Here is a 24,374-nt window from a genome sequence, read left to right as displayed (position 1 = left end):
TCGGCACGTGGGGTCCGTGGGGCGGGTGGGGAGGGCTCTTGGGGAGCCCAGGCACCCGCTAAGCACGTGCTGCCTAGGCTAACCGGGGCGGTGTTTCGGCCATGCCGCTGTTCGCAGTGGGCGTGAGTCAAGGTTGAGCCTGGGTGGCTCAAGCCCGGGTGCGACGGCGTAGGCCGTGGAGCATCCCGTGCGTCATCAGCCGGGCCACCGGCCGCGCGGCCCGGACCAGGCGGGCGGCGGCGGCAGTGAAGGTCTCATGCGGTCAGGCTTCCACCAGGATCGTCACCGGCCCGTCGGCCACAACACCCCACCGTCGGCCTCCGCGCCACTGACCACACACCAGCCCTCAGACCTCCACCAGGATCGTCACCGGCCCGTCGGCCTCCATGTCTATGCGCATGTCGGCGCCGAAACGACCCGTCGCCACCTCCACGCCCCGCTGGCGCAGCGCGGCGACCACCGCCTCCACCAGAGGCTCAGCCACGGGCCCTGGGGCCGCCTGGTTCCAGGAGGGGCGGCGGCCTTTGCGCACGTCCGCGTACAGGGTGAACTGGGAGACCACCAGCACGGGGGCACCGAGGTCGGACACCGAGACCTCATGGCCCGGCTGGTCGCCGTCCGGGCCGGGCCCGTCAAAGAGCCGCAGCTCCGCGATCTTGCGGGCCACCGTCTCCACCTGGGCGGGGCCGTCGTCGTGGGTCGCCCCCACTAGCGCCAGCAGGCCCGGGCGCGTGATCTGGCCGACCACCTCGCCGTCAACCAGCACGGCAGCCCGGTTCACACGCTGCAGGACGGCACGCATCAGCGCCGCCAGTCGCGCTCGTCAGGGCGGGACTGGCCGCCGCGGTTGAAGGGACGGACAGAGCCGCGCACCTTGACCGGCGCGAACTGCTGCAAGGCCGGTCGGACGTCCGTGAGGTAGACGGCGGAGGCCACACAGCCAATGACCCCGAACATCGAGCCAAAGCCCGTGAGCACGACCACCGCCACACTCACCGCCGTGACTGCCAGCCAGAAGCCCTTGGTGCGCTTGCCTGCGGCAATGAAGTGCTCAGCCGGCCGCTGCGCGGCGTCTACCACGGCCCACAGGCCCAGCCCCAGGGCGATCAGGTTGGCGCCCAGCCAGAGGTACCCCACCGTCCGGGCCACCCAGTACGCAATCAGGTTGAGGATGCTCACCCGCCCACTCTATCTGCCCTGGCCGTTGGCACCACTGCGGGTCAACACCCAGCAGACCGGGCCCCAGGGACCCAGGACCCCAGCAACGAGAGCACCAACAGGCTGCTGCGCCAGTAATTGCCCAAGGGCACTGACCTGTCCCGCTGGAGCGCCGCCGACCTTGAAGCCGTCTCCCGCACCCTCAGCAACACGACCCGCAGTACCTCGGGCTGGAGGACCCCAGCAGAGGTACTTCGAGGAACAACTACGATCACTCCACGGAACCAGTGTTGCAACGACCTGTTGAGCCCACCCAGTGTCGTGCAGTCATAGAACACGACCCGTAATAGACCCGAGCGGGGCGCGTGGGCATATAGCGCCCCCTTCCACGGCCTCCAGCCCGCGCCATCCCACAGACGGCGGGGCGGCCCTGCTCAGCGCAGGCTCAGCGCAGGCTCAGCGCAGGAGGCCGGGGCGCTGCCCACCAACAGGCCGCAGGCCCTCGCCAGGACGCCGCTCCGGGGAGACCCGGGCCTTGCCTTCGGGGGTGACGAGCGGCTCCTGGGCCGCCGCCACCCGTGCGCCTGCCGCAGCGGCAGCCGGGTCGGGCTCCGGCCCTTCGACGTCTACCAGCAGCGCCGCCTCCAGGGGCGTGCTCCGGCGCAGGAGCGCCAAGGCGATCGGCCCGAGCTCGTGGTGCCAGGCCACGCTGGTGACACGTCCCACCGGCCGGTCCCCCAGGCGCACGACCGCCCCCGGCTGCGGCAGGTCGCCGCTCAGGCCGTCAAGCTGCAGGATGGTCAGGCGGCGGGGCGGGCGCCCGAGGTTCAGGGTGCGGGCCACCGTCTCCTGGCCCGGGTAGCAGCCCTTGGAGAGGTGCACGGCGGTCCGCAGCCAGTCCAGCTCGTTGGGGATGCTGCGCTCATCAGCCTCCCGCACCAGACGAGGGCGTCCCGCCTCCACCCGCAGGGCCTCCCAGGCCATAGCCCCGGCCAGGCACCGGCCGAACCGGGAGCCTGGCACAGCACCTGCGGCCGCCCCCACCGCCCCCAGGCCACCCGGGGAACCAGCCACACCAGCTGCAGGCACAGCCCCCGCCGCAGCGCTTGGGAGCGCGCCACCCACAGCCCCGCTCAGGAAACGCTTCACGACCTCCAGCAGCGACTCGGCCCGCACCAGCATCCACCAGGCCGCCCAGCCTGCACCCGGGTGCCTGAAGGGCCTGCCCTCCGCAGCCAGGCCGACGTCGTAGGCAGTGCCACCCTCTACCACCCCCGGCCACGGGTCGTGCCAGGTCCCCACAAGCGCCCTGGCACCGGCGGCCGCAGCCTCCAGGAGCTCACGCCCAGGGCCCATCACCCCCAGCACGGCCAGGTCCTCACGCACCTGCACCTGTACGCGCAGCATGAAGCGCATGGAGTCCAGGAACTGGGCCAGCCCCGGCCCGCGCCCGGCGTCGGTGAGCAGGTAGGTGGCGGCGCCGTCGTCGATCGCCGCGTAGGCGTGAGCCACGTGCCCCTGGGCGTCCAGGACCAGCGCCTCCACGCCCGGGTGCTGCGGCCCGAGCCCCGTATGCAGCTGGCTGCTCAAGGTGGTCAGCCAGCTGAGGCGGTCCGGCCCCGTGACCTCGACGACGTCGCTGGCCAGGGCTGTCACCGCCCGCCCCTCCAGCAGGGCGACCTGCTCGCGGGTAGGTGAGCCGTAGTGGGCGGGCACGGTCGCATCCACCAGCAACGGTGCGGCAGCCCCCGCCGACGGCCCGCCAGGCCGAGCCTCCTGTAAGGCCGGAGCCAGCCCCCGAGCCTCAGCAGCCCCCGCGAACGGCTGCGGCGTCACCCCCGGCCCGTGGTGCGGCGCGGCACCCTCAGGATGGGAGAGGCCGTCCGCCGACGCCCCCTCCAGGCCGTCACCTGGCGGCGCCGTCTGCCCCTCGTCCCCCGGGAAGGCGACCGCCCCGGGCCAGCTCAGCAGCGCAGAAGGTCTCATCTCAGGCCCCAGGGGTGGAGCCCGCACCGGACTGGGGGTCCTCCACCCGCCCCAGCCGGCCCGAGGCGTAGGTGCTCAGCTCCTGGTTGCCGAAGGCCGCCAGGTCCTGGGTCCACATGAGGTCCCCGCCCACGAGCCCGAACATGCGGGTCATCTCCCGCACCTCCGCCGAGGTACGGGTGCGCCCCACCGCCTGGGTACCCACCTGCGCGCGCGGCCCCTGGATCCAGCCCTCCCACACGGCCACGTGCCCGGCCGGGTCGGTGGAGACCAGCTCCAAGGAGGTTACGGGGGTCCTGGGGTCGGCGTCGTCGGCGTCAGGCTGCTGCTGGCCGACCGGACGCCAGTAGCAGGTCTCCGTGGACCAGACCTGGGCGCGTGCCAGCCTGCTGGCCCCCTCCAGACCCGGCATCTCAAAGTCCAGGTTCTCCGAGCGGGTGGCGTCCACCGTCCAGATAGTGGTGGTCTGCCGCATGTAGGGGCCGCCGTCATGGTCAAAGACCATCTCCTGGTACACCGCCTGCTCCGGCACGGTATCCCCGTAGGTGAGGATGCCGTAGCCGCGCCAGGTGCCTAGCAGCCAGGCGAAGGGGTAGATCTCCGGGGGCAGGTCCGTGTCAAAGGTGAAGGCCATGCCCTCAGGCTATCTACAGGCACTGACACGAACCAGTGCCCCCTGCACCTGCCCGCACACGCAACGACGACGTCGCCCGCCGCCGCTCACCCAGCCGCCTCTGCACCTCACCGCCGTCGGGCGGCGCGTACCAGCGGCTCAGCCAGCGATAAAGGAGCCCATCAGCCGGGCGATCGCGTAGGCCGGGGCCCCCGTTACCAGCACCGGCACCACCGCGCTGGCTATAGCCGCCCGCCCCCCAGGAACCCAGCGGTGCGTCCAGAGGATACGGTTCGCCGCCGCCATCAGCACCCCCGCCGTGAAGCCCACCACCAGGCAGGCGGCAGCGGTCTGCATGGCCTCCGCCGGGGCCACGTGCGCAGGCCCGAAGAAACCCGTGACGGCCAGCACGCCCCCCATAAGCGCAGCCGCGATCGTCGGCACCACCACGGTCAGGGTCTCCAGCACCAGGGCCCGCACCTCCAGCAGCGTCAGCAGCGCCCCCAGCAGCAGCGACACGGCACAAGGCACGATCACCGACGGGTCAGCCACCCCCTCCGCCAAGGCGCACCAGCCCGTGCCCAGCACCACCACCAGGCAGCCGGTCACGTTCGCGGACAGGTCCTCCACCAGCTCCTCGCGCCCGTCCCCGCGGGTCATCTGCGCCACGAAGGCCATCAGCACCGACAGCGCCATAACCAGGCCCGCCAGGCCAAAGTCGCCTGAGGCGGACACCGCCACCACGGCCACCGTCCCGGTCCCGGCGATCAGCGCCACCGAGCGCAGGTCGTGGCGGGTGCGGGTGAGCGCGGACCAGCCCTGCGCCGCCAGCAGCACCAGCAGCAGCACCAGCCCGGAGCGCACCAGGCCGGGCAGGGCGGAGGTGACCGCCAGCAGCACCGGCGTCACGCCAGCGAAGGCCAGCCGGGTCCAGGCCGGGTCCACGATCCCCGGCTCGGGAGCCCGCACCGCACCCCGCCGCGTACCGTGGTCCTGGGCGCTGACCGACCGGGGAGCCGCCTTGGCTGCGGCCTTGCCTGAGTCCCCAGCGCCGGCCCGCCCTGCAGGCCGGACCGCGGCCCGCCGGCTCTCAGGCTTGCCAGCGGCCTCACCTGCCTCACCGTTGGCGGCTGGGCGGGTGCTGGCAGAGCGGTTCCAGGGGCTCGGCTCCGGCTCGGCGAAGGGCGGCTGCTTAGTGTCCACATGCCGCATGGTCGCATACCTGAGGGCGTGGGTTGTGGTTGACTGGTCCGGGAACCGTGAGGACGGGAGAAGGAGCGGCTGTGCGCATCATCATGCTCACCCGGGACACGGACGCCGCCACGGTCCTGCCAGCCTCCTCCTTCCTGGACTCCCCCGTGCAGTGCCTGCCCCCGGCTCCTTCCTCCTACGCCGCTATCGAGAGCGCCGACGTGGTGATGGTGGACGCCCGCCGCGACCTGGCCCGAGCCCGCGCCCTGTGCCAGCTGCTGACAGGCCCGATCGAGTGCCCCCCGATCCTGCTGGTGCTCGACGACGGCGGGGCCGCGGCGGTGCAGCTGGACTGGGGGGCAGCGGACTTCATCATGTCCGGTGCGGGCCCCGCCGAGCTGGCGGCGCGGCTGCGCCTGCTGCGTCCTGCCGTGACGACCCCGCCGTCGGCCCCCAATGCGGACCACCTGGAGGTCGGGGACCTGGTGATCGACGTGCACGCCTACACGGCACGCCTGCGCGGGCAGGTGATCGACCTGACCTACAAGGAGTTCGAGCTCCTCAAGTACATGGTGCAGCACCAGGGGCACGTGCTCACCCGTGAGACCCTGCTGGACGAGGTGTGGGGAGATAACTACATCGGCGGGGCCCGCACGGTGGACGTGCACATCCGGCGGCTGCGCGCCAAGCTGGAGATGGAGCACAACCTGATCGGTACGGTGCGCAACGTCGGCTACCGTCTGGACGCCCCCGGTGCCTGAGGCGATCGTGGCGGGCTAGGGCGGCTGGCGCCTGGCAGGCAGGCTGTCAGGCTGAGGCTCCACCTGTCTGAGGGCTCGGCCACCTGGGGCGCGCGGACGGCTCGGCAGGCCTTACACTTGGGGACGGCGTCGGGTCGTGACGGGCCCCGGGCTCCAAAAAAAGCCGCCACGAGCGGCATTCGCGCCGACTGGCGCTCTCCGACCCGACGTCCCCCTGCCTCCTCCCATCTCTCGCGAGACCGGGACATCGGTACCGCGAGACCGGGACATATGGCTCACGAGACCGGTACTCCACAGGGTTATCCACAGAAATCACCCCTTACCCAGCAGCCCCAAAAAATGCGCCACCGTTGGTGCATGACCGCACTCACACACCCCGCCCCACAAAGACCACGCAGCCGCTCCGAGCTCCGCCACCGCACACAGGCTGGCACGCTCCGGCGTATCCGCCGGGACGTCTACGCGCCCCACGACGTCGACGCCCCCACCCACCAGCGCCACCAGTGGATCCGTGACGCCCTCGTGGCCGCCGTCGGCAACCAGCAGCTCGACGGCGTCGTCGCCTGGGAAGCCGCCGCGATCATGCACGGCGGCCGCACCCTCTACGAGCCAGCCACCGTGGACCTGGTGGTCGACTGGCACCCCAACGGCCTGCGGCGCCGACGCGGTGCGCCCGAACGGACCGCCTCCCGGGCCCTGGGTCCGCTCGACCGCAGGCTGGCGCTGAGCGCCCGGCCGCTCGTCCGCCACACCTACGAGCTCGCTGCGCAGGACGTCGTTGAGCTGGAGGGCTGCCGCGTCACCTCCCTGCTGCGCACCACGGAGGACTGCGCCCGGTTCCTGACGCCGGAGCGCGCGCTCGCCGTCGTCGACTCGCTCTTTGCGGTGGCAGCGGGGGCTGGCAGCCGTCCCTGGGACCGGCGGGAGCAGGTGAATGCCTTGGCTCACGGCTTCCGCCAGTGCCTGCTGGAGCGTCTCTCCGAGCGCCCGCGGCAACGGGGTGTGCGGCAGGCGCGCGCCGTGGTGGCTGCGGCGACGCCGTGGAGCCAGTCGGTGTGGGAGACCGAGGTGCGCCGACTGTGCCTGGTGTCGGGGATCCGCGCGCCTGAGCCGCAGATGCCGGTGCGCACCGGCGCCGGCACCCGGTACGTGGACAACGGCTGGTGGGAGGCGCGCCGGGGGCACGAGACCGACGGCGAGGTCAAGCTCGTGGGGGACCGTGCGCTGGCCCTGGAGCGGATCACGGACCGGGACCTGGAGATCGAGGCTGCGGGGGTACGGCTGCTGCACTCCTCACCGGCCGAGGTCCAGCAGGGGGCGGAGCTGGTGGAGGCGCTGCGGGAGTTCCTGCCGGTGACGCTTTGTGAGGAGAGGCCGGTTCTGGCGCTCATGACCAAGCAGGAACGACGGCGGGCCGGGTACTTCTAAGGCGGCGGAAGGCGGTGGGGCGCAGCACCGCGACAGCCCTGACGCAGGGGCGACGGCGGGGCTGGCCTGGGGGCGACGGCGGGGCTGGCCTGGGGGCGACGGCGGGGCTGGCCTGGGGGCGACGGCGGGGCTGGCCTGGGGGCGACGGCGGGGCTGGCCTGGGGGCGACGGCGGGGCTGGCCTGGGGGCGACGGCGGAACCCAAGGCGGGGCGTGCCCCCGACTTGTGCATTTCGGCGCGAGTTGTGCCGAAATACCGCACCACTCGCGCCGAAATGCACAAGTGGAGGCGAGGGGTAGGTGAACATGGATCGCTTGAGGCGCTTGTGGCCCGCGTGGGAGATGCCGCCCACGAGACCGGGACATTCTGTGTTGTCTCAAGAGGGAAGAGCCGCTTCAGTGACGCACCGTCCCCTTCGGTCACGAACCAGCCGAAGACACCCCAGCGAGACGTCCTTATGAGCCACTACTTAGGTCACCCTTACCGGTCTCGTGGGCCATATGTCCCGGTCTCGCGGTACATATGTCCCGGTCTCGCGAGAGGGGGGTGGTGCTGCTCGATAGCAACCACCTGCACCCGACCACGCGATTCTTGTCCGACCGTTTCCAGGCCCCCCGGCGTCAGAGCCTCCCTGCCCTCGCTGCCCCGCTCCGGGCAGCCAGCAGTCTCGGCCAGGTGCAGCACCAGCAGCTCGCCGGTCTTCAGCCACGGGTCCGCGTCTGGCAGGGCCTCCGCCACCGCCGCCGTCGCGTGCTCCGCCACCATCGTCAGCACGGTAGGCAGGGTCGGCCGGTGCAGGCACACCACCGTCACCCCCGCACCGGGTTCCGGGCCACATCCCACCACGACGTCCTGCAAGTCGTCGCGCGCCGTCGCCCCCGCACCAGGTCCCGGGCCACATCCCACCACGGCGTCCTGCAGGTCGTCGCGCGCCGTCGCCCCCGCACCGGGACTATGACTGCTCCCAGCCAGCAGCCTCTCCAGGAAGTCCCGCACCGCCGCGGCGTCCTGGGCGTGGGCTCGCTCGGTCAGGCAGTCCGCCGTCGTCGCCTCCAGCCCAGCCGCCTCCAGGTACGGGCGGACCGTGTCCAGGCAGCGCCGCCAGGGGCTGGTCACCACCTGGGTCACGCCGTAGGCCGCCAGCTCCGGCACGACGGCGTCCGCCCGCTGCTTCCCGGTCGCGGTCAACGGGCGGCTGCGCTCCAGCTCCTCCCCCACCCCGTTCTCGGGGCGGTTCCAGGTGGAGCGCTTGACCGCTCGCGCGTGCCGCAGCAGCACCAGGGTGCGGGTGGCCAGCTGGGCACCCTCCCACAGTCCCACCAGCTGGTCCAGCAGCTCTTGGTCCAGGCGGTGGGTGAGGCGCTGACGGGCCTGCGCCGCCCCCACCCAGGCGACGCCGTCGATCTCCTTGGGAGAGGCTGGCTTGACGGCCCGCTGCGCCCGCCAGGCCGGGTGCCCCGGAGGTACCTCCTGGGCGGCCCAGTAGCTGACCGCCTTGAGGCGCCCGTCAGCCAGCGGGTAGCGGAGGGTACCCAGGGGCCGCCCCAGGACTATCTGCGCACCGGTCTCCTCGGCGACCTCCCGGACGGCGCAGCCGCGCAGGGACTCCCCGGGGTCCAGCTTGCCCTTGGGGAAGGACCAGTCCTGGTAGCGGGGCCGGTGCACGAGCAGCACCTCCAGCCCCGCCCCGGTCTGCCGCCAGACCAGGGCCCCGGCGGCCAGCACCAACTCCTCACGAGGAGCCCGCACCGCCTCCTCACAACCGCCGGGCACCGATCCCTCACGCCCTACCAGCGCTACACCCTCAGGACCGCCTAGCACCAGCTCCTCGCGAGGAGCCCGCACCGCCCCTTCACAACCACCGGACACCGCCCCCTCACGCCCAGCCCGCGCGCCGTCGCCCACCTCAGTGGCTGCCAGCGACGCGGGCGCGGGCCTGAGCCATGAGGGTCGCCTGGATGTCCTCCAGGGGCTGCCCCTGGGAGTCACGGTGGACCCGCTTCCAGGAGCCGTCAGGCTGCAGGTGCCAGGAGGAGACGGCGTCGGAGGCGCTGTGGGTGACCAGCCACTCCAGCTCCTGGAGCATGGTGGGGTCGGTGATACGCACCAGGGCCTCCACCCGCCGGTCCAGGTTGCGGTGCATCAGGTCAGCGGAGCCGATGTACAAGGTGGTGTCGCCGTCGTTGCAGAAGGCGTAGACGCGGGAGTGCTCCAGGTAGCGGCCCAGGATAGAGCGCACCCGGATGTTCTCGCTGAGCCCCGGCACCCCGGCCCGGATGCCGCAGATGCCGCGCACCACGATGTCCACGGGCACCCCCGCCCGGCTGGCCCGGTACAGGGCGTCGATCACGCGCTCGTCCACGATGGAGTTGACCTTGATCCGCACCCAGGCGTCCTTGCCCGCCAGCTTGTTGGCGATCTCCTGCTCGATCAGCTCCAGCAGGCCCCGGCGCAGGGAGCGGGGGGCCACCAGCAGGCGCCGGAAGCGGGCGCGGGGGGCGTAGCCGGAGAGCTGGTTGAACAGGGTGGTCAGGTCCTGGGCGACGTCGCGGTCGGCGGTCAGCAGCCCCAGGTCCTCGTAGCCGCGCGCCGTCTTGGGGTGGTAGTTGCCGGTGCCCACGTGGCAGTAGCGGCGCAGCCCGTCATTCTCCTGGCGCACCACCAGGCTGAGCTTGCAGTGGGTCTTGAGGCCCACCATGCCGTAGACGACGTGCACGCCGGCGCGCTCCAGCTTGCGCGCCCAGCCGATGTTGTTCTCCTCGTCGAAACGGGCCTTGATCTCCACGATCGCCACCACCTGCTTACCTGCCTCGGCGGCCTCGATCAGGGCGTCCACGATCGGGGAGTCCCCGCTGGTGCGGTACAGGGTCTGCTTGATGGCCAGGACGGCGGGGTCGGCGGCGGCCTGGGAGATGAACTCCTGCACGGAGGTGGAGAAGGAGTCGTAGGGGTGGTGCAGCAGGACCTCGTGCTTGCGCACCTCGGCAAAGATGTCACCGGGGGTGGAGGACTCGTGGGCGGCCAGGCCCTTGGGGGTGACCGGCACGAAGCGGGGGTACTTCAGGGCGGGCACGTCCAGGTCGTGCAGGATGTTCAGGCAGCGCAGGTCCAGCGGGGCGGGCAGGGCGAAGACGTCGGAGTCGTTCAGGCCCAGGGCGCGCACCAGGTAGCGGCGCACGAAGGGGCTGATGGTGTCCTCCACCTCCACGCGGACCACCGCCCCGAAACGGCGTCGCTCCAGCTCCTTCTCCATGGCCTTGAGGAGGTTCTCGGCGTCGTCCTCCTCCACCTCCAGGTTCTCGTTGCGGGTGACGCGGAAGGTGTGGTGCTCGATCACGTCCATGCCGGGGAACAGGTGGTCCAGGTGCTCGGCGATCACCGCCTCCAGCGGGATGAGCACCGTGCCCTTGTCGTAGCCCTTGTCGTATGCCTTGTCGGCGCCGTTGGACTGGTCGCGTCCAGGCACCGGCACCAGGCGGGGCAGGGAGGCGGGCACCTTGACCCGGGCGAAGTGCTCCTTGCCGCTGCGCGGGTTGCGCAGGAGCACCGCCAGGTTCAGGGAGAGCCCGGAGATGTAGGGGAAGGGGTGTGAGGGGTCCACGGCCAGCGGCGTGAGGACAGGGAAGATCTGGTTGCGGAAGTAGCGGGACAGGCGGTGGTGCTGCTCCTCGTCCAGGTCCTGCCAGCTGAGGATATGGATGCCGTGTCCTGCCAGGGCGGGGCGGATGTCGTCACGCACCAGGCGGGCGTGGCGGGCGGTGAGAGCCTGGGCCCGCTCGGTCAGGAGGGCCAGCACCTGGTGCCCGTCGAGCCCGGAGGCGCGCACCGGGGTGATGCCTGCGGCGATGCGCCGCTTCAGCCCGGCTACGCGCACCATGTAGAACTCGTCCAGGTTGGAGGAGAAGATCGCGGCGAACCAGGCCCGCTCCAGCAGCGGCAGGTCCGGGTCCTCAGCCTGCTCCAGGACCCGCTCGTTGAAGTCCATCCAGGTCAGCTCACGGTCGGCGAAGCGGTCCTTGAAGTCGCTCAGGGGCGGCAGGTCAGCCTCCGGGTCGGTGACCTCGACCGCGGGGGCGACGGCGTCGGTGCGGCTCCCGGCAGCGTCGTTCTCAGCGGGGGCCAGGCCGTCGGTGGCCTTCTCGCTGGCTGCGTCTGCCGGACTGCTGACCGCCGGGCTGGGGCTGGCTGCCTGGTCCTGCACGGACTCCCGCGGGGCGGCCGCCGGGTCCGTCTCAGCAGCGACCGGTTCCGTGGCGACGGCGGGACCCTCACCTGCCGTGGGACTGGACTCCGGGGTGGTGGAGGTGCTGTCGCCGGTGCTGGGGCCGGAGCCACTGGCGACGCCGTCCTCACCTGCCGGGACGGTCTCGCTGCTGGCGGGCGGCGTCTGCGGGGGGAGGCCGTGGCTGTCCAGGGTCCTGGCGGTGGCAGCCGGGTCCGGGGAGGCGTACAGGGCGGCGCCCACCGGGGGGTGTGCTACCTCGGCGACGGCCAGGACCTCGTCGATGCTGGCGGCCCCGTCCGCGGCGGTGAGCTGGGCCAGGGCCCCGGCCCGGCTGAACACCACGGGGCGCCCCGGGACGATCAGCGCGCCGCCGCCCGCGAAGGCCAGGCGTGGGTTGAAGGTGTCGTCATCCAGGCCGTTCGGCGGCAGGACGGGGCGCGGGTGCAGGTCCGCAGGCGTGGCGCTGAGGGCCGTGTCCCGGACGGACGATAAGGGACCTGCCTCCGGGGCGGGCTCGTCCTGGGGCTCGGCAAAGTCCTCGTCCTCGTACTGGGGGCCGGAGTCGTCCGCGAAGTCACGCGGGTCAAAGGACTCCAGCACGTGCTCCTCCCCCAGCTCCGCCAGGTCAGGGAGCCCGTGGGGCGGGAGCGGGGCAGACGACTCCGGGGCGGCGGGAAGGTCCTGGGCGGCAGGCGTCTCCGGGGCTGCAGGCGGTTCCTGGGCAGTAGGAAGCTCCTGGCCCTCCTCGCCAGCGGGGGCCGGAGCGGGCGCGGTCTCCGCAGTCGGCTGCGGGGCGTTCAGGTCGGTGAGCACCCCGGCCCCGGCGGCGACGGCGTCCAGGTCGTCCGTCTGGACGGGGACCTCAACCACCAGGCCGTGGGTGGGAACAGGCGCCGGGGAAGGCTCTGCGCTGCCAGGCTGCGGGGCGGGCGGCGTCGCCTCTGGACGGTCCTGGGCGGTGGCCTGCGCGCCGGTGTCTACGTCGGCTGCGGTGGGGGCGTCATCCGTCTGGGGCGCCTGCGGGGTGCTTTGAGGGGACGTCTCCGCCGGGCGGGGGGCACGGACCTGCTCTGCCGCGCGCCTGTAGGCCCCTACCCAGTCTCCGGCTACCGGGGGCTGGGCGGAGTCGGCTCCGGCGGAACCGGGCGTGTCGGGAGGGTTGGGGGCGGCGTCGTTGGCGGCAGGAGTCCTCATGCGCCAATCGTGGCATGTACCGGCGGAGTTTGGGGGAGCGAGCCGCTATCAGGACACCTTGGCTGCGGCGAAAGCGCGTCGGGGGCCGTGGCAGGCGTCCTGCACGGGACTAGCCGCGTCAGGAGCGGCCGCACCGGGCGGGGCGGCTAGCTGAGGGTCCCGGCCTGCGCGCGGTGGGCGGCGTCGGCGAGCTCCTGGGCGGTGCTGCGCAGTGCGGAGTCGCGGCGGGTGACGTGGTCGGCCAGGTCGTCGGCGTCGTCGTCGATCCAGGTGTCCTGGGAGCCTGTGGCGAGGGCCCGCAGGAAGCCGGCGGCGAGCAGGCAGACGGGGGCGAGGGCCTGCACCCCTTGGGACTGGCCGCGCAGGACGGTGTCGATCTGCGTGCGCACCTGCTCGGGGGCGGGGGCGCGGCGGGCCTCGGTCAGAGCGGTGTGCAGGCGGGCGAGCTCGGGGGCATCCTCCTGCTGCCCGCTGAGGTCCACGACGGTGGCGTAGCGGCGGGAGACGAGGTCGAGGTCGCGGCGGATCCACTCGCGCAGCAGGAACAGCCGCCACAGGGTGCCTGGGAGGGTGCCTGCCGGGGAGTCGGCCCACAGCTCGGCCACCTCGTCTACCCCTTGGGCGGCGACGGCGACGACGCCTGCGCGCGTAATGGCCAGCGGCTCCTCGCCGGTAGCGGGGGCGTGGCTGGGGGCGTCTGCACCGACCAGGAGCTGGGCGGTGCGGTGGGCGAGCTCGGAGGTGGCGGCGACGTCGGCCGCGCCCTCGATGGACTCCGCGACCTCTGGGTCCAGGCGGGCGGGACGGTGGAACTGACGCATACCGCTATTAAAGCGCGGCTTGCGGGCTCGTGGCAGGGCGGGGTGCGGTGGGGGCTGACGGGAACGGGCGGGGACGGGCGGGGGACGGACCGCCGCCCAGCGGGGAGGCGGGAAGGGGGCTGTGGGGGCGGGCTGATGCCTTGAGCCAAGGAGTACGGGGGGGGTGGAGGCGAGAGGCGGACGGCAGGCGGCGGTGCGGCCAGGCCCGGCAGCGTGGCGGGTGGGGGCAGAGGGACAGGGCGGAAGGTCAGGCGACGGTGCGGCCAGGCCCGGCGGGGAGGCGGAGGAGGGCCGGTGTGGTTATGCTTGGGCTCGCCGCCTCGGCGGCACGCCCCCTTAGCTCAGTTGGTCAGAGCTGCGGACTTTTAATCCGAAGGTCGTGGGTTCGAGCCCCACAGGGGGTACCGGTTGGAATAACGCGGAAACGGGGCGGTGCTGACGAAAGGTGGCACCGCCCCTAGCTGTCTCAACTGACGCTAGCGCACGCTATATCCTCTGTATCCCGAACCGGATGGCTGCCGGTATGGCTGCCGGTATGGCTGCCATCGGATGCCGGGAGACGGAGGGGCGACACGATGGCCAGAGGCAGGGGCGAGGGATCCATCTACCGCGACACCCTCCGGTGCCTGGCGCGCCTCCCTGCCTTCCAGGAGCGCTCCCTTCGCGCTCTCGAGGCCGCACTCGCAGGGTAAGGCGCCGCTACCGGCGCGGTGACGTAGGAGGGGTACGACCCAGGTGAACCGGTTCCCTCCAGTGCCACGTCCGCCATGCTCGACCGTGCCAGATGAGCTCACTGAGGTGCATGCATCTGATGAGAAGATCGCGCACGAATCACGCTTTTTCCCCTGTTCGCGGCACCCGCTGCACCCGTACCATTGAGGAAGCGATGGTGGACACACCACTTGCTGCGCGACAGGAGAGGGGGGACTGCGATGACTATCGCGAACACGCCGTTCAGCGCTACGGTGCCTGCGTCTGCCGAGCTGCTTGCCGCCGCCAAGTACATCAGGGAGCTCGACCCCTACTACACGATGAAGACTCGTGTGCAGAAGCTCCTCTACTTCGTTCAGGGCTCCTACCTTGCGCAGACAGGCAAGTCGATGTTCCGTGAGACGCCTGAGGCCTGGCGGCACGGGCCCGTGTACCGGCCTGTCTACGACGAGTTGACCCACCGCCAGGGCAGCGGGATCGCTCAGGCCAACACCGGCATCCTGACGGACGGTCAGCGCGCTCTCATCCGAGCGGTAGTTGATCGGTACCGTGGCTGCACGGCCAGGGAACTTGTTGACCTCACTCACCAGGAGGGTCCGTGGGCCGACGTCTGGGGTAACCGCGCCGACGATGCCAGAGGGAATGATCCGATCAGCGTCGAGTCGATGATGCGCTACTTCTCACAGCCGGGGAAGGCAACCATCGTGCCCGCAGTGGTGCAGGAGTCCCGCTGGGAGGAGATCCCCGACGGCTGGTTGGAGCAGGAGGAGACCCGCTGGGCCGACCTGCTCGAGCGTCTCGCTTCGTGAGGACTGACGGCGAGCAGGATCTCGTCGAGTTCGCAATCAAGATCAACCGCCGCGCGTGCGGTGCGAGTCACCGCGTGCTCGACGAGGGCAAGTTGCGCGGAGCGTGCGGCCGCCCGTACGCCACCTTCGACGGGGCACCCATCGAGACAGTGATCGCGCGACGCGCGGCGGCGCTGCTCCAGGGCATCAATCAGGCTCACGCTTTCGCCGACGGCAACAAGCGTGTCGCCTGGATGTGCATGCTGTACTTCTTGCGCCGATCAGGGTTAGACGTGCAGGACACACCAGCCGATGAGGCGGAACGGTTTGTTCTTGCGGTAGTCGAACACACCATCGCGTTCGATGACATGGCACGCTGGATCGCCGACCGGGTCATCGAGTCACGGTGAGCACGAGGAGGGGCTCCACACCAACCAGGTGCGGAGCCCCTCGAGGCCTCGCTCGCTGGGTAAGGCGAAGCCAGCCAAGTAGTCAGCGCAGGGTGGCTCGGAAGTCAGCCACGATCCAGGTGGGGACGTCGAGCTCGACGCCGAGGGCGCCGATACTGGGCCCGACGGCGTTCTCGGCGGCCGCGTACTGGCTAGGGGTGAGGAGTCGGCGGGCGACGGCGCGGTTGGTACGGGCCGCGACGTGGCGGGGTCCTGGTGGCCGTCGCGCCCTGCCGCCGCGTGGGCCATCTCGTGCAGGAGGACCGGGGCTGCCTGCCAGTCCTCCAAGCAGCGGCCCAGGAGGATGGTGCGTAAGTCGTGGTGGTAGCAGCCCGCTAGGCCGCCTGGCAGTCTGGTCCAGGTCACGGCCACGCCCATGGTGACGTACTGGCACGTGAAGGTCTCCAGGTCCGGGCGGAACACCTGGCAACAGTATTGCTACCCTCTGACAAGGTTCAGGTACCTGGGCAGTGGTGTAGGCGCCTGGTGGGTGCCCAGTCGCCGTTAGTCACTCTCAGGCCGCCCGCTGGCTTTAGATAGCACTTGGGTCCCCTCTCCCATGTCGTCCTCGTCCCGATCGAGCTCGGGGCGCGCGTTCGTGGTGCCATGGTCGGCGTCGATATTGGCTTCCTGACCAGGCATGACGCGCAGCATGTCTAGCTGTACTGATCGGAGAGCGCATCGGAGTGACCCGCAATGGCCGGTTGACTGCTGTTGTGGTCAGTGTGGCCGATCTGGAGGCACTGGAGGAGCTCAAGATGGCCCAGGACCTGGCCGCCTAGCGTGAGGCCAAGGCCAACGACGACGGCCTGCGCGTCCCCCTAGAACAGCTGCACACCGACCTACGCCCACGACCTACCACGTCAACCTCACCGCAGCAGCCATAACAACCGGTCCCCACCCAGCCGCTTCGGCACGCGCAACCAGATAGCGCCCCGCAAGCCCGACCGGCTGCTCATAGGCCGCACAGCCTCCCTGGTCACCACCTCCCACGGGCCGGCCGCGTGGACGCGCCTGGCCCCAGCGGCGCCGGTGGCTCGCCTCAGCCGCGCAGTGCTCGGCTACTGCGGGACACGCGTCACCCAACGCCTGGTCCTGGGCAGCATGGAGGGCAAGTAGGACCCCCCGCAGCGCCGTCAGGCCTTCCTGGACCGGGCGGAGAAGGCTGGTGCCCGGCAGGCGGAAAGGCTCCGAGCCAGCCAACGCACCCCGTAAGCACCACCCCGCCGCAAGTAAGCGAGACGGCCCCGGCGTCCAGGGAGGGCCAATCCACCCCCCGGACTCCGGAGCCGTCTCATGCAGGTCTGCTAGGTCAGCCCACGCCTACAACGGGCGCACGCTCACTTGCTGCGGCTCACTTGCTGCGGCGCAGCCCCAGGTAGACGCTGATAGCGCCCATGGCGCACACCACGGAGGCGATCCAGCGGATCCAGTCGATGCCAGGGGTCTCAGCCACACCCAGGATCCCGGCGATCCAGCCGCCCAGGAAAGCACCGACGACCCCCAGGGCGATAGTCCACATGGGCGAGATCTGCTCGTCGCCCTTCCTCAGGAACTTGGCGATGACGCCGATTACGCCACCGAACACGATCATGCCGATCAGCTCGCCCATTTGCTCTCTCCGTTCATCTCGCTCCAGGTGCCCGCAGGGCGTGTCCCTGCCCCAGACACCTAAATCTGTCCTTCATGTTCACGCCGACCATACCATGAGAAGTTGAAGCGTCACCGAACCCCGGCCTGCCAACTGGTCGACCCTGCCCGCACCCAGCCCACTCACTGTTCTGCTTCAACGCGCAGCACGGTTCCAGCCACGTCCGGGCTCCCACAAAGCCGACCAGCGCAAGGCAGGTCAGCACAAAGCCGACTCAACGGGCGCTACGGTGCCCGCCACCACGGCGCGTCCCGGCCGCCGGACGCTGGCTGCGCACCTTGCCCCCGCCTTTCGCCCCGGTCTTAGGAGCAGTCTGCCCGCCAGCACGGCCACCGGCGCTACCGGCCCGCCCAGCACCGCCACCAGCAGCCCCGGCCCGCGCCGTACCTCCACCAGTGCTCCCAGCCCGGCCGGCACCACCCTTGGCCCCTGCCCGCTTGGCCGCCGTCGCCGTGCGCTTGGGGGCGTGCCCGCCGCGACCAGCCAGGCCCTTGGCGGCCACCGGCGCCCCACCGCCCTTGATCGCCACGCCCGGCGGCATCTGCTCCACCGGGACGGGCTGCGCCACCTGGCCCACCAGCTCGGCCACGGCGTCGTCGTCGGGGCGGACGCGCTCAAAACCGGCCTTGATCTTGGCCTTCTTGAGCAGCACCTCCACGTCCTTGCGCTGCTCGGGCAGCACCAGCGTGACCACCACGCCGTCCGCCCCCGCCCGCGCGGTGCGCCCGGAACGATGCAGGTAGGCCTTGTGCTCAGCGGGCGGGTCCACGTGCACCACCAGCTCCACGCCGCTGACGTCGATGCCGCGCGCAGCGATGTCGGTGGCCACCATGACGTGCACCTGACCGCTGGCGAAGGCCCCCATGGCCCGCTCCCGGGCGTTCTGACTCATGTTGCCCTGCAGCTCGACGGCGGGGATGCCGTGAGCCACCAGCTTGCGTGCGATCCGGCGGGCCAGGTGCTTGGTGCGGGTGAACAGGATGCGCTGCCCGGTGCCGGAGGCCAGGCGGGTCATCACGCCGTCCTTGGCGGTCTTGTCAGCCACCAGCCAGACGCGGTGCTCCATGCTGGCCACCGGGGACACGGCCGGGTCCACGGCGTGCTGCAGGGGCGAGCTCAGGAACTCCTTGACCAGCTTGTCCACGCCGTTGTCCAGGGTGGCCGAGAACAGCAGGCGCTGCCCGTCGGCGGGGGTGGCGCGCAGGATGCGGCGCACTGAGGGCAGGAAGCCCAGGTCAGCCATGTGGTCGGCCTCGTCGATGACGGTCACGCTGACCTCGTCGAGGTGGACCAGACCCTGGGCCATCAGGTCCAGCAGCCGGCCGGGGCAGGCGACGACCACGTCCACCCCCTTGGCCAGGGCCTGCTCCTGGGGCCGCTGGGAGACCCCGCCGAACACGGTGGTGACGGTCATGTCCACGGCGGCAGCCAGGGGGCTGAGCACCTCCGCGATCTGGTTGGCCAGCTCGCGGGTGGGGGCGAGCACCAGGCCGATGGGATGGCCGGGGCGGGCGCAGTCCTCTGCGGCCAGGCGCTGCACCAGGGGCAGGCTGAAGGCCAGGGTCTTGCCAGAGCCGGTGCGGCCCCTGCCCAGGACGTCCCGCCCAGCCAGGGTGTCGGGCAGGGTGGCGGACTGGATGGGGAAGGGGCTGGTGAACCCGCGGCGGTTGAGGTCAGCGACCAGGTCAGGGTCGACGCCGAGCGCGGCGAAAGTGGTGGGCACGGTGGTCCTGTCGTTCAGGCCGGGCACCCAGGCACCGGGCCTGGGGCGCAGCGGTGCGGTGGTGCCGGTATCAGGGCTCGACGTCGCAGGCCGCCAGGGACCTGCCGGAGCCGGGGCACCAGCCTGGCCGCAGCAGGATGCTGGGCCGGGGACCAATTGTGCCTTGCCGGGAGGCCCTGCGCCATGACCTGGCTCTCCTGCGCGTCACCGGCCCCGCGCTGGACCGGGGCGACCCCTCGTGGAAAGCGGCCCGCGGAAGAATGGTATCCCGTAGAAGGGCATTATCTTGCCCTGGCTGGCCCACACTCCCCCGACCACGCTCAGGACCAGGTGGGCCAGGGACAGCACCCAGATCCCTGATCCCACGATCCCTAAGAGCAGTAAGCCGGTAAGCCAGGCGGACGGTCCTTGCTCTACTGCCACCACGCCTACGACAACAAAGACTCCTTGCAGCAGGAAAATCCCCAAGGTAAATGTCAGCCCCCAGCTGGCGGCCTGCCGGGCCTGGGTCCGCCCGAGCGCAGAACCTTTCCGGCTCCAGAGCAGACCGGCAACCAGCTGCACCAGCCCCGCAGAAATCCCCACGACGTCGGCAATTAGAGACCTGAACAACATTAGCGCAGGAAGCACTAGTATCAGCCCCAGGAACCAGGGAGCAGGGCAGACGCCCTCATTCTGGTTCTGCACACCGGCAGGTGGAAGGGCTGGAATACCGGCAGGCTGAGGGGTGCCCGACTCAGCAGGTTCCCCCAGGGGCACCGCACCGCTCTGCGGGCCGGGCAGGTCATCAGGCTCAGGGGATCCCGCCAGCTGCAGACCGCCAGGCTGCGACGACGACGTCGGGGTCTGCTGCGGCTGGTTGGCGTACTCAGGGTAGGTCATCATGCCTCCAGATCAGGACTGCCCGCCTGGTCAGGCGGGATAACACGACCACCTGGAACTATGTCAGAACCACCTGCCGTACAGGACGGTTGTGGATAACTTTGAAGCAAGCGGAGCGCCCAGGCACTAATGCCCTGATGTGTCAGGGCTGAGCGCTCCAGTCGGTGCGGTGGACGTAGCCGCACTGGCAATGCCCTGATGTGTCAGGGCTGAGCAGATAGGCCAGCACGTGCCCGGGCAGTCCCAGCAGCCAGGACCAGCCCACTACCCTAGGGGCCGCTCAGCGGAAGAAGGGGATCCCGTAGAAGGGCATCGTCTTGCCCTGGCTGGCCCACACTCCCCCCACCACGCACAGGACCAGGTGGAACAGCGTTAGCAGCCCGAGGGCGGCCAGCGGGATACCCAGAGGGAAGAACTCCTTGACCGGCCCGTCCTTCGTGAGTGCAAGGAGCATCCATACGTATGCCACAAACAGCACTAGAGAGCACAGGAGGTAGGTCAGCCCCCAGCTGGCCGCCTGCCGGGCCTGGGCGCGCCCGGTAGTCGCTCCTTCCACCTTCCAGCTCAGACCAGCGATCACCGGGCCCAGCCCCCCAGAAAGCCACCCCACAACAGGAATAGGTACCAGCAGCAGCAACCCCAGGAACCAGGGGACGACACAGTTGACGGTGGCCGGGTCCTGCGCAGCCGGAAGCTGCACGCCTGGAAAGCTGGCGGGATACGGGGAACCTTGGTAGCCCAGCGTGCCACCACCGCCTGGGCCTGCCAGGTTGCCTGCACCGACCTGCGAGTAAGGCGTACCGGCCATCGGGCTGCCTGCTGGCGCAGGGGCGCCTGGCAGGTTGGACGGCGCCACGCCCTGCTGCGGCTGGCTGGGGTAGTCAGGGTAGGTCATCTTGTCTCCAGATCAGGACTGCCCGCCCTGTCAGGCGGGGGAGCGAAACCACCTGACAGTATGCCAAAGGTCCTGCCAGCACGGAGAGCAGCCCTAGCGGGCTTGGAGCATGGCGTAGAAATGCCAAAGGTCCCGGTGGCACGGAGACCAGGTCGGGGTGGTCCAGCGCGTTAGCGCCGTACCACCCCGACAGTATGCTCACGGCCCGCCAGACAGGTGCCCCAGTCCGACAAGGTCGCTATGGGATCAAGGAGCTACTTGCTGGCTCCCTGGACGATCGTGCTCGCGAAGGGGCCGCTACCGGTGGAGGTGACCGGGGCCTGGTCGTCGATCGTCAGGGTGGCGGTAATGTCCTCACCGTCCTTGGCCTGCACCAGCATGTTGGCGTTGGAGGCGTCGAGCACCACGGAGCCGTCGACCTCGACCGTCTTGGTGAAGGGCAGCGGCTCATCAGTCTTCTGCTCCTGGGAGAGGTTGCCGTTGGCGTCGAGGGTGGTGATCGTGATGTCCGCGGTGGTGGCGGAGGAGCTGGTGACCTCGAAGACGATCTTGTGGTTGTCCGCCTTCACGTCCTTGAGGTCCTTAGCGGCCTCTGAGGCCTTGGCCAAGGCTTCCTCAGCCTGCGTGGCCACAGCCGCAGCCTGGGTGGCAGCGGCATCTACCTTCTCCTGGGCAGCGTCCTGGCTGGCTGTCTTACCACAAGCAGTCAGCCCTCCGGCGACCACGACCAGCGTGACCGCACCTACGCAGACCCGGCGGGCAAACGAGGAACGCCCTTTTGCAGAAAGGCTCAAAGACATAGGAGTCTCCTTCGGGATAATGGGGTAGGGGTAGAAGCAGCGGAAGACTACCCCCCCCCGTTGTTTAGCAAGCGCAACCACCAATCAGCTTGCCGCTTTAGCAGATAGGCTCCCTAAGTTCAGGTAGAGCTAAGTGCTGGCGCACCTGAACGGCCTGCCCCGGAACCCGCCTGAGTCAGCGGAAGAAGGGGATCCCGTAGAAAGGCATCGTCTTGCCCCGGCTGGCCCGCACGCCTCCGACCGCACAGACCACTATGTGCAGCAGGAGGAGGACCCAGGTCAGGATCACAAGAAGGTCCCCCCAGGAGAAGGTTTCTGGGCGTCCGCTCCTGACCTGGGCGAGGAACACCCAGATGCGTGCCACCGCCAGCACGAGCATGACCAGGAGGAAAGTCAGCCCCCAGCTGGCTGCCTGCCGGGCCTGGGTGCGCCCACGGGTCGCGCCTTCCATCTTCCAGACCAACCCGGCTACCAGGGGGCCTGCCGCTCCGGCGATCGCCCCTATGAAGGGCAGGGGAAGCATCACCAGCAACCCCAGGAACCAGGGGAAGGCGCAGTTGACGGTAGCCGGGTCCCGCACGAGCGGAACTGGCATGGCCGCGTACCCGGGAGGGTACGAAGCGCCCTGGTACCCCGGCGCGCCCTGGTAACCCGAGGCACCCGGATACCCCGGCACGCTCTCGTAGCCCAGTGCAGTGGGGTACCCAGGGTAGCCGGGCGCAGTGGGGTACCCAGGCGCAGTGGGGTACCCCGAAGCACCTGGGTACCCAGGTGAAGCCGGGTACCCAGGGCCACCCTGCAGGTAGGGCGCACCGGCCAGCGGGCTGCTCCCGGGTCCCAGCCCACCAGCCAGCGGCTCACCTGCTGGCGCAGGACCCGCAGCCGGGGGCGGCGGCACCGGAGTGTACGGCGGCTGGCTGGCGTAGTCGGGGTAGGTCATCATCTCTCCCAGGTCAGGGCCCCACCCTGCCGGGCCAGCAGGGCCACCTGAGAGTATGCCAGCCCTCACTGGCTCACTGCCGCCCGCCCTGAGCACCGGCCGTTCCCGGCGTCCGCCAGGGCACCCAGGCATACACACCGCACCTGGCCGCGGTCAACTGGGCTCCGTGCCGCTCCTGGCCGCCCGGTCCCCCAGGGCGGTGAGCCGGTCCACGAGCGGTGAGCCCAGTGCCTGGCGGGCGGTGCGCCCGTCAACGACCTCGGGGTCCTCCCCCTTGGGCAGCACCCGGCTCACCAGCTCCATGACCCGCACGGTGGTGGACGGGGCCAGGCCGTGCACCCTGGTGGCGACCTTGCTCAGGGCGGACAGGTGGACCACGCGCCTGCCCCGCAGCACGGCGGTGACCATCTTGGAGGCGGCACGCTCAGCGTTCATGGAGAGCAGCGGCAGCGAGGCGCTGGGGGCGAACCAGGCGTACTGCCGGGCCGGGTCCCCAAAGAAGGTGGCCTGCGTGTGGGAGCCGGTGCGCATGAGCCCAGGCACCAGCAGCGTCGAGGTCACGCCGGTTCCTGCCAGCTCGGCAGCCAGCCCCTCGGCCAGGGCCACGGAGCCGAACTTCGCCACCGAGTAGGGCAGCAGCCGGGGAGGTGCGACCTTGCCCCCCACTGAGGCCACCACCCCAAAGCGGCCCCGACCCCGCTCCACCATACGCGGCACCACCGCCAGGGCCAGGTTGACCGGCCCCCACAGCATCACGTCGACGGCTTTCTCAAAGCTCTCGCGCCTGGTGGCCTGCCACGGCCCGACCTGGATGATCCCCGCCACGTGGATCGCCACCTGCACTGGTCCCAGCTCGGTCCAGGCACGGTCCACGAAGGCGGTCACGGCGTCGGGATCAGCGACGTCGCAGACCTGGGCCAGTACCCGCACCCGCTGGTCCACGGCCTGTAGGCGCTTGGCGGCCTGCTCCAGGGTCTTCTCGTTGCGGGCGCAGACGGCCACGTCGAAGCCGCGCCGTACCAGGTCCTTGGCGATCAGCAGCCCCAGGCCCCGGGAGGCCCCGGCCACGAGCGCCACTGGGCGCCTGCGGCGGGGGCGGATGGGGCGGCTGCCGGGGCCAGCGGCGCCGGGGCGGCCTGGGTGCGGCGGGCGGTCCTGTTCACTGTGTTCGGTGGGCTGTGTGCTGCTCATCTGGCTCCCCTTCCTCTGGCCAGGCTAGCGGAAAGGCGGACGGCGTCAGCCCTCTTACCAGTGACAGGTCCCCTCCCCGCCTCAGCGGGACAGGGCCACGGCCACCGAGACCAGCGCCAGGCCAAGCAGCTCCCACACGTTGGGCAGCTGGCGGAGCATGAGCACCCCCACCGCCAGGCTGGTGGCTGGCAGCAGCGCGGAGAGCAGCGAAAAGGTGGCGGTCTGCAAGCGCTTGAGAGTCACCTGGTCCAGCACGAAGGGCACCACCGTGGAGGCCAGCCCCACCCCCAGCACGGTGAGCGCCGTCGTCACGGTGCCCAGGGCGGCCCCGGCAGTGGGCAGGGCCAGCGGCAGGTAGAACAGGGAGCCCGCCAGGCAGGCCACCGCCAGGGAGTCCAGGCCGCTGCCGGCGGCGGCCACCTTGCGCCCCAGCAGGATGTAGCAGGCCCAGGCGGTCCCGGCCGCGAGCGCCAGCAGCACCCCGGTGCGCTGGCCCGCGTCCGTAAGGTCGAGCCCGAGCCCGGAGATGGACACCACCCCGGCCAGGGCCAGGGCGGCCGCCACCCGGGGCCGCCAGCCCCGGCCGGTGGTCAGGGCCACGGCGACCGGCCCCACGAACTCCAGGGACACGGCGGTGCCCAGGGGCAGGTACCTGATGGAGGCGTAGAAGATCACGTTCATGGTGGCGGTGGCGACACCGAACAGCGCGGCGGTGGCCAGGGCGCGGGGTGTCCAGGGGCGCCGCCAGGGCCTGCGCCACGCCAGCAGCACGACGGTGCCGATGCTCACCCGCCACCAGGCCACGGTGGTGGGGGGCATGAGAGCGAACAGGGTCACGGCGAATCCTGCCCCCACGTAGGAGGAGCTGCCGGAGGCGATGAACAGCAGGGGCGCGGGCACGCGGTCGAGCAGACCACGGGCCCGGGCGGTCAGGTTAGGGGCGGGGACGGACATGGGGCCCATTGTG

Annotated in this window: 20 protein-coding genes, 1 tRNA gene and 1 pseudogene; 7 read left to right on the top strand and 15 right to left on the bottom strand. The window is 70.8% G+C overall.

Annotated elements, in window-relative coordinates:
- Window positions 1-346: 346 nt before the first annotated feature.
- Window positions 347-802: a D-aminoacyl-tRNA deacylase gene (dtd, locus tag JG540_RS01725; protein ID WP_200276372.1), complete on the bottom strand. Its 456-nt coding sequence runs from the start codon at window positions 800-802 to the stop codon at window positions 347-349.
- Complete coding sequence (locus JG540_RS01720) at window positions 802-1,179, bottom strand: DUF2516 family protein (RefSeq protein ID WP_234042859.1); 378 nt, start codon at window positions 1,177-1,179, stop codon at window positions 802-804. The genes dtd and JG540_RS01720 overlap by 1 nt, the downstream gene beginning before the upstream one ends.
- Window positions 1,180-1,194: 15 nt before the next feature.
- On the opposite strand from JG540_RS01720, the pseudogene JG540_RS01715 reads away from it, so the two are divergent.
- Window positions 1,195-1,465 (top strand): annotated as a pseudogene (locus JG540_RS01715) (IS30 family transposase); the annotation flags it as partial.
- Between the two features lie 149 nt (window positions 1,466-1,614).
- On the opposite strand, the gene ygfZ reads toward JG540_RS01715, so the two are convergent.
- The 3 genes from ygfZ to JG540_RS01700 all read right to left on the bottom strand — a co-directional run bounded on the left by ygfZ (window position 1,615) and on the right by JG540_RS01700 (window position 4,960).
- A complete protein-coding gene (gene ygfZ, locus JG540_RS01710) occupies window positions 1,615-3,144 on the bottom strand; it encodes a CAF17-like 4Fe-4S cluster assembly/insertion protein YgfZ (RefSeq protein ID WP_200276370.1) in 1,530 nt (509 codons plus the stop codon).
- 1 nt (window position 3,145) lies between these two features.
- Window positions 3,146-3,778 carry an FABP family protein gene (locus JG540_RS01705; protein WP_200276368.1) on the bottom strand — a complete coding sequence of 211 codons (633 nt, stop codon included), beginning with the start codon at window positions 3,776-3,778 and terminating at the stop codon, window positions 3,146-3,148.
- 138 nt (window positions 3,779-3,916) lie between these two features.
- The gene (locus JG540_RS01700) at window positions 3,917-4,960 is read right to left on the bottom strand and encodes a tellurium resistance protein TerC (RefSeq protein ID WP_234042858.1); all 1,044 of its coding nucleotides are present in this window, start codon (window positions 4,958-4,960) and stop codon (window positions 3,917-3,919) included.
- Between the two features lie 80 nt (window positions 4,961-5,040).
- Between JG540_RS01700 and JG540_RS01695 the strand changes: the two genes are divergently transcribed.
- Together JG540_RS01695 and JG540_RS01690 are read left to right on the top strand one after the other, a co-directional pair.
- Entirely contained in the window at window positions 5,041-5,709 is a 669-nt protein-coding gene (locus JG540_RS01695) for a winged helix-turn-helix domain-containing protein (RefSeq protein WP_200276366.1), read from the top strand.
- Window positions 5,710-6,066: 357 nt separating this feature from the next.
- Window positions 6,067-7,137, top strand: a complete 1,071-nt coding sequence (locus JG540_RS01690) for a hypothetical protein (protein WP_200276364.1) — start codon at window positions 6,067-6,069, stop codon at window positions 7,135-7,137.
- A gap of 480 nt (window positions 7,138-7,617) precedes the next feature.
- On the opposite strand, the gene JG540_RS01685 is transcribed toward JG540_RS01690, so the two are convergent.
- The 3 genes from JG540_RS01685 to JG540_RS01675 all read right to left on the bottom strand — a co-directional run bounded on the left by JG540_RS01685 (window position 7,618) and on the right by JG540_RS01675 (window position 13,377).
- Window positions 7,618-9,042: an NUDIX hydrolase gene (locus JG540_RS01685; RefSeq protein WP_234042857.1), complete on the bottom strand. Its 1,425-nt coding sequence runs from the start codon at window positions 9,040-9,042 to the stop codon at window positions 7,618-7,620.
- A 1-nt stretch (window position 9,043) separates the two neighbouring features.
- The gene (locus tag JG540_RS01680) at window positions 9,044-11,260 is read right to left on the bottom strand and encodes an RNA degradosome polyphosphate kinase (RefSeq protein ID WP_407648347.1); all 2,217 of its coding nucleotides are present in this window, start codon (window positions 11,258-11,260) and stop codon (window positions 9,044-9,046) included.
- A gap of 1,442 nt (window positions 11,261-12,702) precedes the next feature.
- Window positions 12,703-13,377: a hypothetical protein gene (locus JG540_RS01675; RefSeq protein WP_200276362.1), complete on the bottom strand. Its 675-nt coding sequence runs from the start codon at window positions 13,375-13,377 to the stop codon at window positions 12,703-12,705.
- A gap of 330 nt (window positions 13,378-13,707) precedes the next feature.
- Here JG540_RS01675 and JG540_RS01670 point away from each other — a divergent pair.
- From JG540_RS01670 to JG540_RS01655, 4 genes are all read left to right on the top strand, one after another.
- Window positions 13,708-13,781 (top strand) — tRNA-Lys (locus JG540_RS01670).
- A gap of 528 nt (window positions 13,782-14,309) precedes the next feature.
- Window positions 14,310-14,897, top strand: a complete 588-nt coding sequence (locus tag JG540_RS01665) for a Panacea domain-containing protein (protein ID WP_200276360.1) — start codon at window positions 14,310-14,312, stop codon at window positions 14,895-14,897.
- Window positions 14,894-15,286: a type II toxin-antitoxin system death-on-curing family toxin gene (locus JG540_RS01660; protein WP_200276358.1), complete on the top strand. Its 393-nt coding sequence runs from the start codon at window positions 14,894-14,896 to the stop codon at window positions 15,284-15,286. The genes JG540_RS01665 and JG540_RS01660 overlap by 4 nt, the downstream gene beginning before the upstream one ends.
- 704 nt (window positions 15,287-15,990) lie before the next feature.
- Window positions 15,991-16,107 (top strand): type II toxin-antitoxin system prevent-host-death family antitoxin, encoded by a 117-nt coding sequence (locus JG540_RS01655; RefSeq protein WP_200277965.1) that lies wholly within the window; start codon window positions 15,991-15,993, stop codon window positions 16,105-16,107.
- A 572-nt stretch (window positions 16,108-16,679) separates the two neighbouring features.
- Here the strand turns inward: JG540_RS01655 and JG540_RS01650 are convergent.
- The 7 genes from JG540_RS01650 to JG540_RS01620 all read right to left on the bottom strand — a co-directional run bounded on the left by JG540_RS01650 (window position 16,680) and on the right by JG540_RS01620 (window position 24,361).
- Window positions 16,680-16,937: a GlsB/YeaQ/YmgE family stress response membrane protein gene (locus JG540_RS01650; RefSeq protein ID WP_200276356.1), complete on the bottom strand. Its 258-nt coding sequence runs from the start codon at window positions 16,935-16,937 to the stop codon at window positions 16,680-16,682.
- Window positions 16,938-17,190: 253 nt separating this feature from the next.
- Window positions 17,191-18,699, bottom strand: coding sequence for a DEAD/DEAH box helicase (locus JG540_RS01645; protein WP_234042854.1), 1,509 nt, complete (start codon window positions 18,697-18,699; stop codon window positions 17,191-17,193).
- Between the two features lie 1,162 nt (window positions 18,700-19,861).
- The gene (locus tag JG540_RS01640; protein ID WP_200276354.1) at window positions 19,862-20,476 is read right to left on the bottom strand and encodes a DUF4870 domain-containing protein; all 615 of its coding nucleotides are present in this window, start codon (window positions 20,474-20,476) and stop codon (window positions 19,862-19,864) included.
- Window positions 20,477-20,730: 254 nt separating this feature from the next.
- Window positions 20,731-21,276: a hypothetical protein gene (locus JG540_RS01635; protein ID WP_200276352.1), complete on the bottom strand. Its 546-nt coding sequence runs from the start codon at window positions 21,274-21,276 to the stop codon at window positions 20,731-20,733.
- A 175-nt stretch (window positions 21,277-21,451) separates the two neighbouring features.
- A complete protein-coding gene (locus tag JG540_RS01630; protein WP_200276350.1) occupies window positions 21,452-21,871 on the bottom strand; it encodes a DUF4870 domain-containing protein in 420 nt (139 codons plus the stop codon).
- A gap of 498 nt (window positions 21,872-22,369) precedes the next feature.
- Complete coding sequence (locus JG540_RS01625) at window positions 22,370-23,407, bottom strand: SDR family NAD(P)-dependent oxidoreductase (protein WP_200276348.1); 1,038 nt, start codon at window positions 23,405-23,407, stop codon at window positions 22,370-22,372.
- Between the two features lie 81 nt (window positions 23,408-23,488).
- Window positions 23,489-24,361 (bottom strand): EamA family transporter, encoded by an 873-nt coding sequence (locus JG540_RS01620; RefSeq protein ID WP_200276346.1) that lies wholly within the window; start codon window positions 24,359-24,361, stop codon window positions 23,489-23,491.
- Window positions 24,362-24,374 lie beyond the last annotated feature (13 nt).

The organism is Actinomyces weissii (assembly GCF_016598775.1).
GTDB lineage: Bacteria > Actinomycetota > Actinomycetes > Actinomycetales > Actinomycetaceae > Actinomyces > Actinomyces weissii.
Note: the sequence above shows the minus strand (reverse complement) of the source record. Positions and strands in the feature narration are given on the sequence as shown.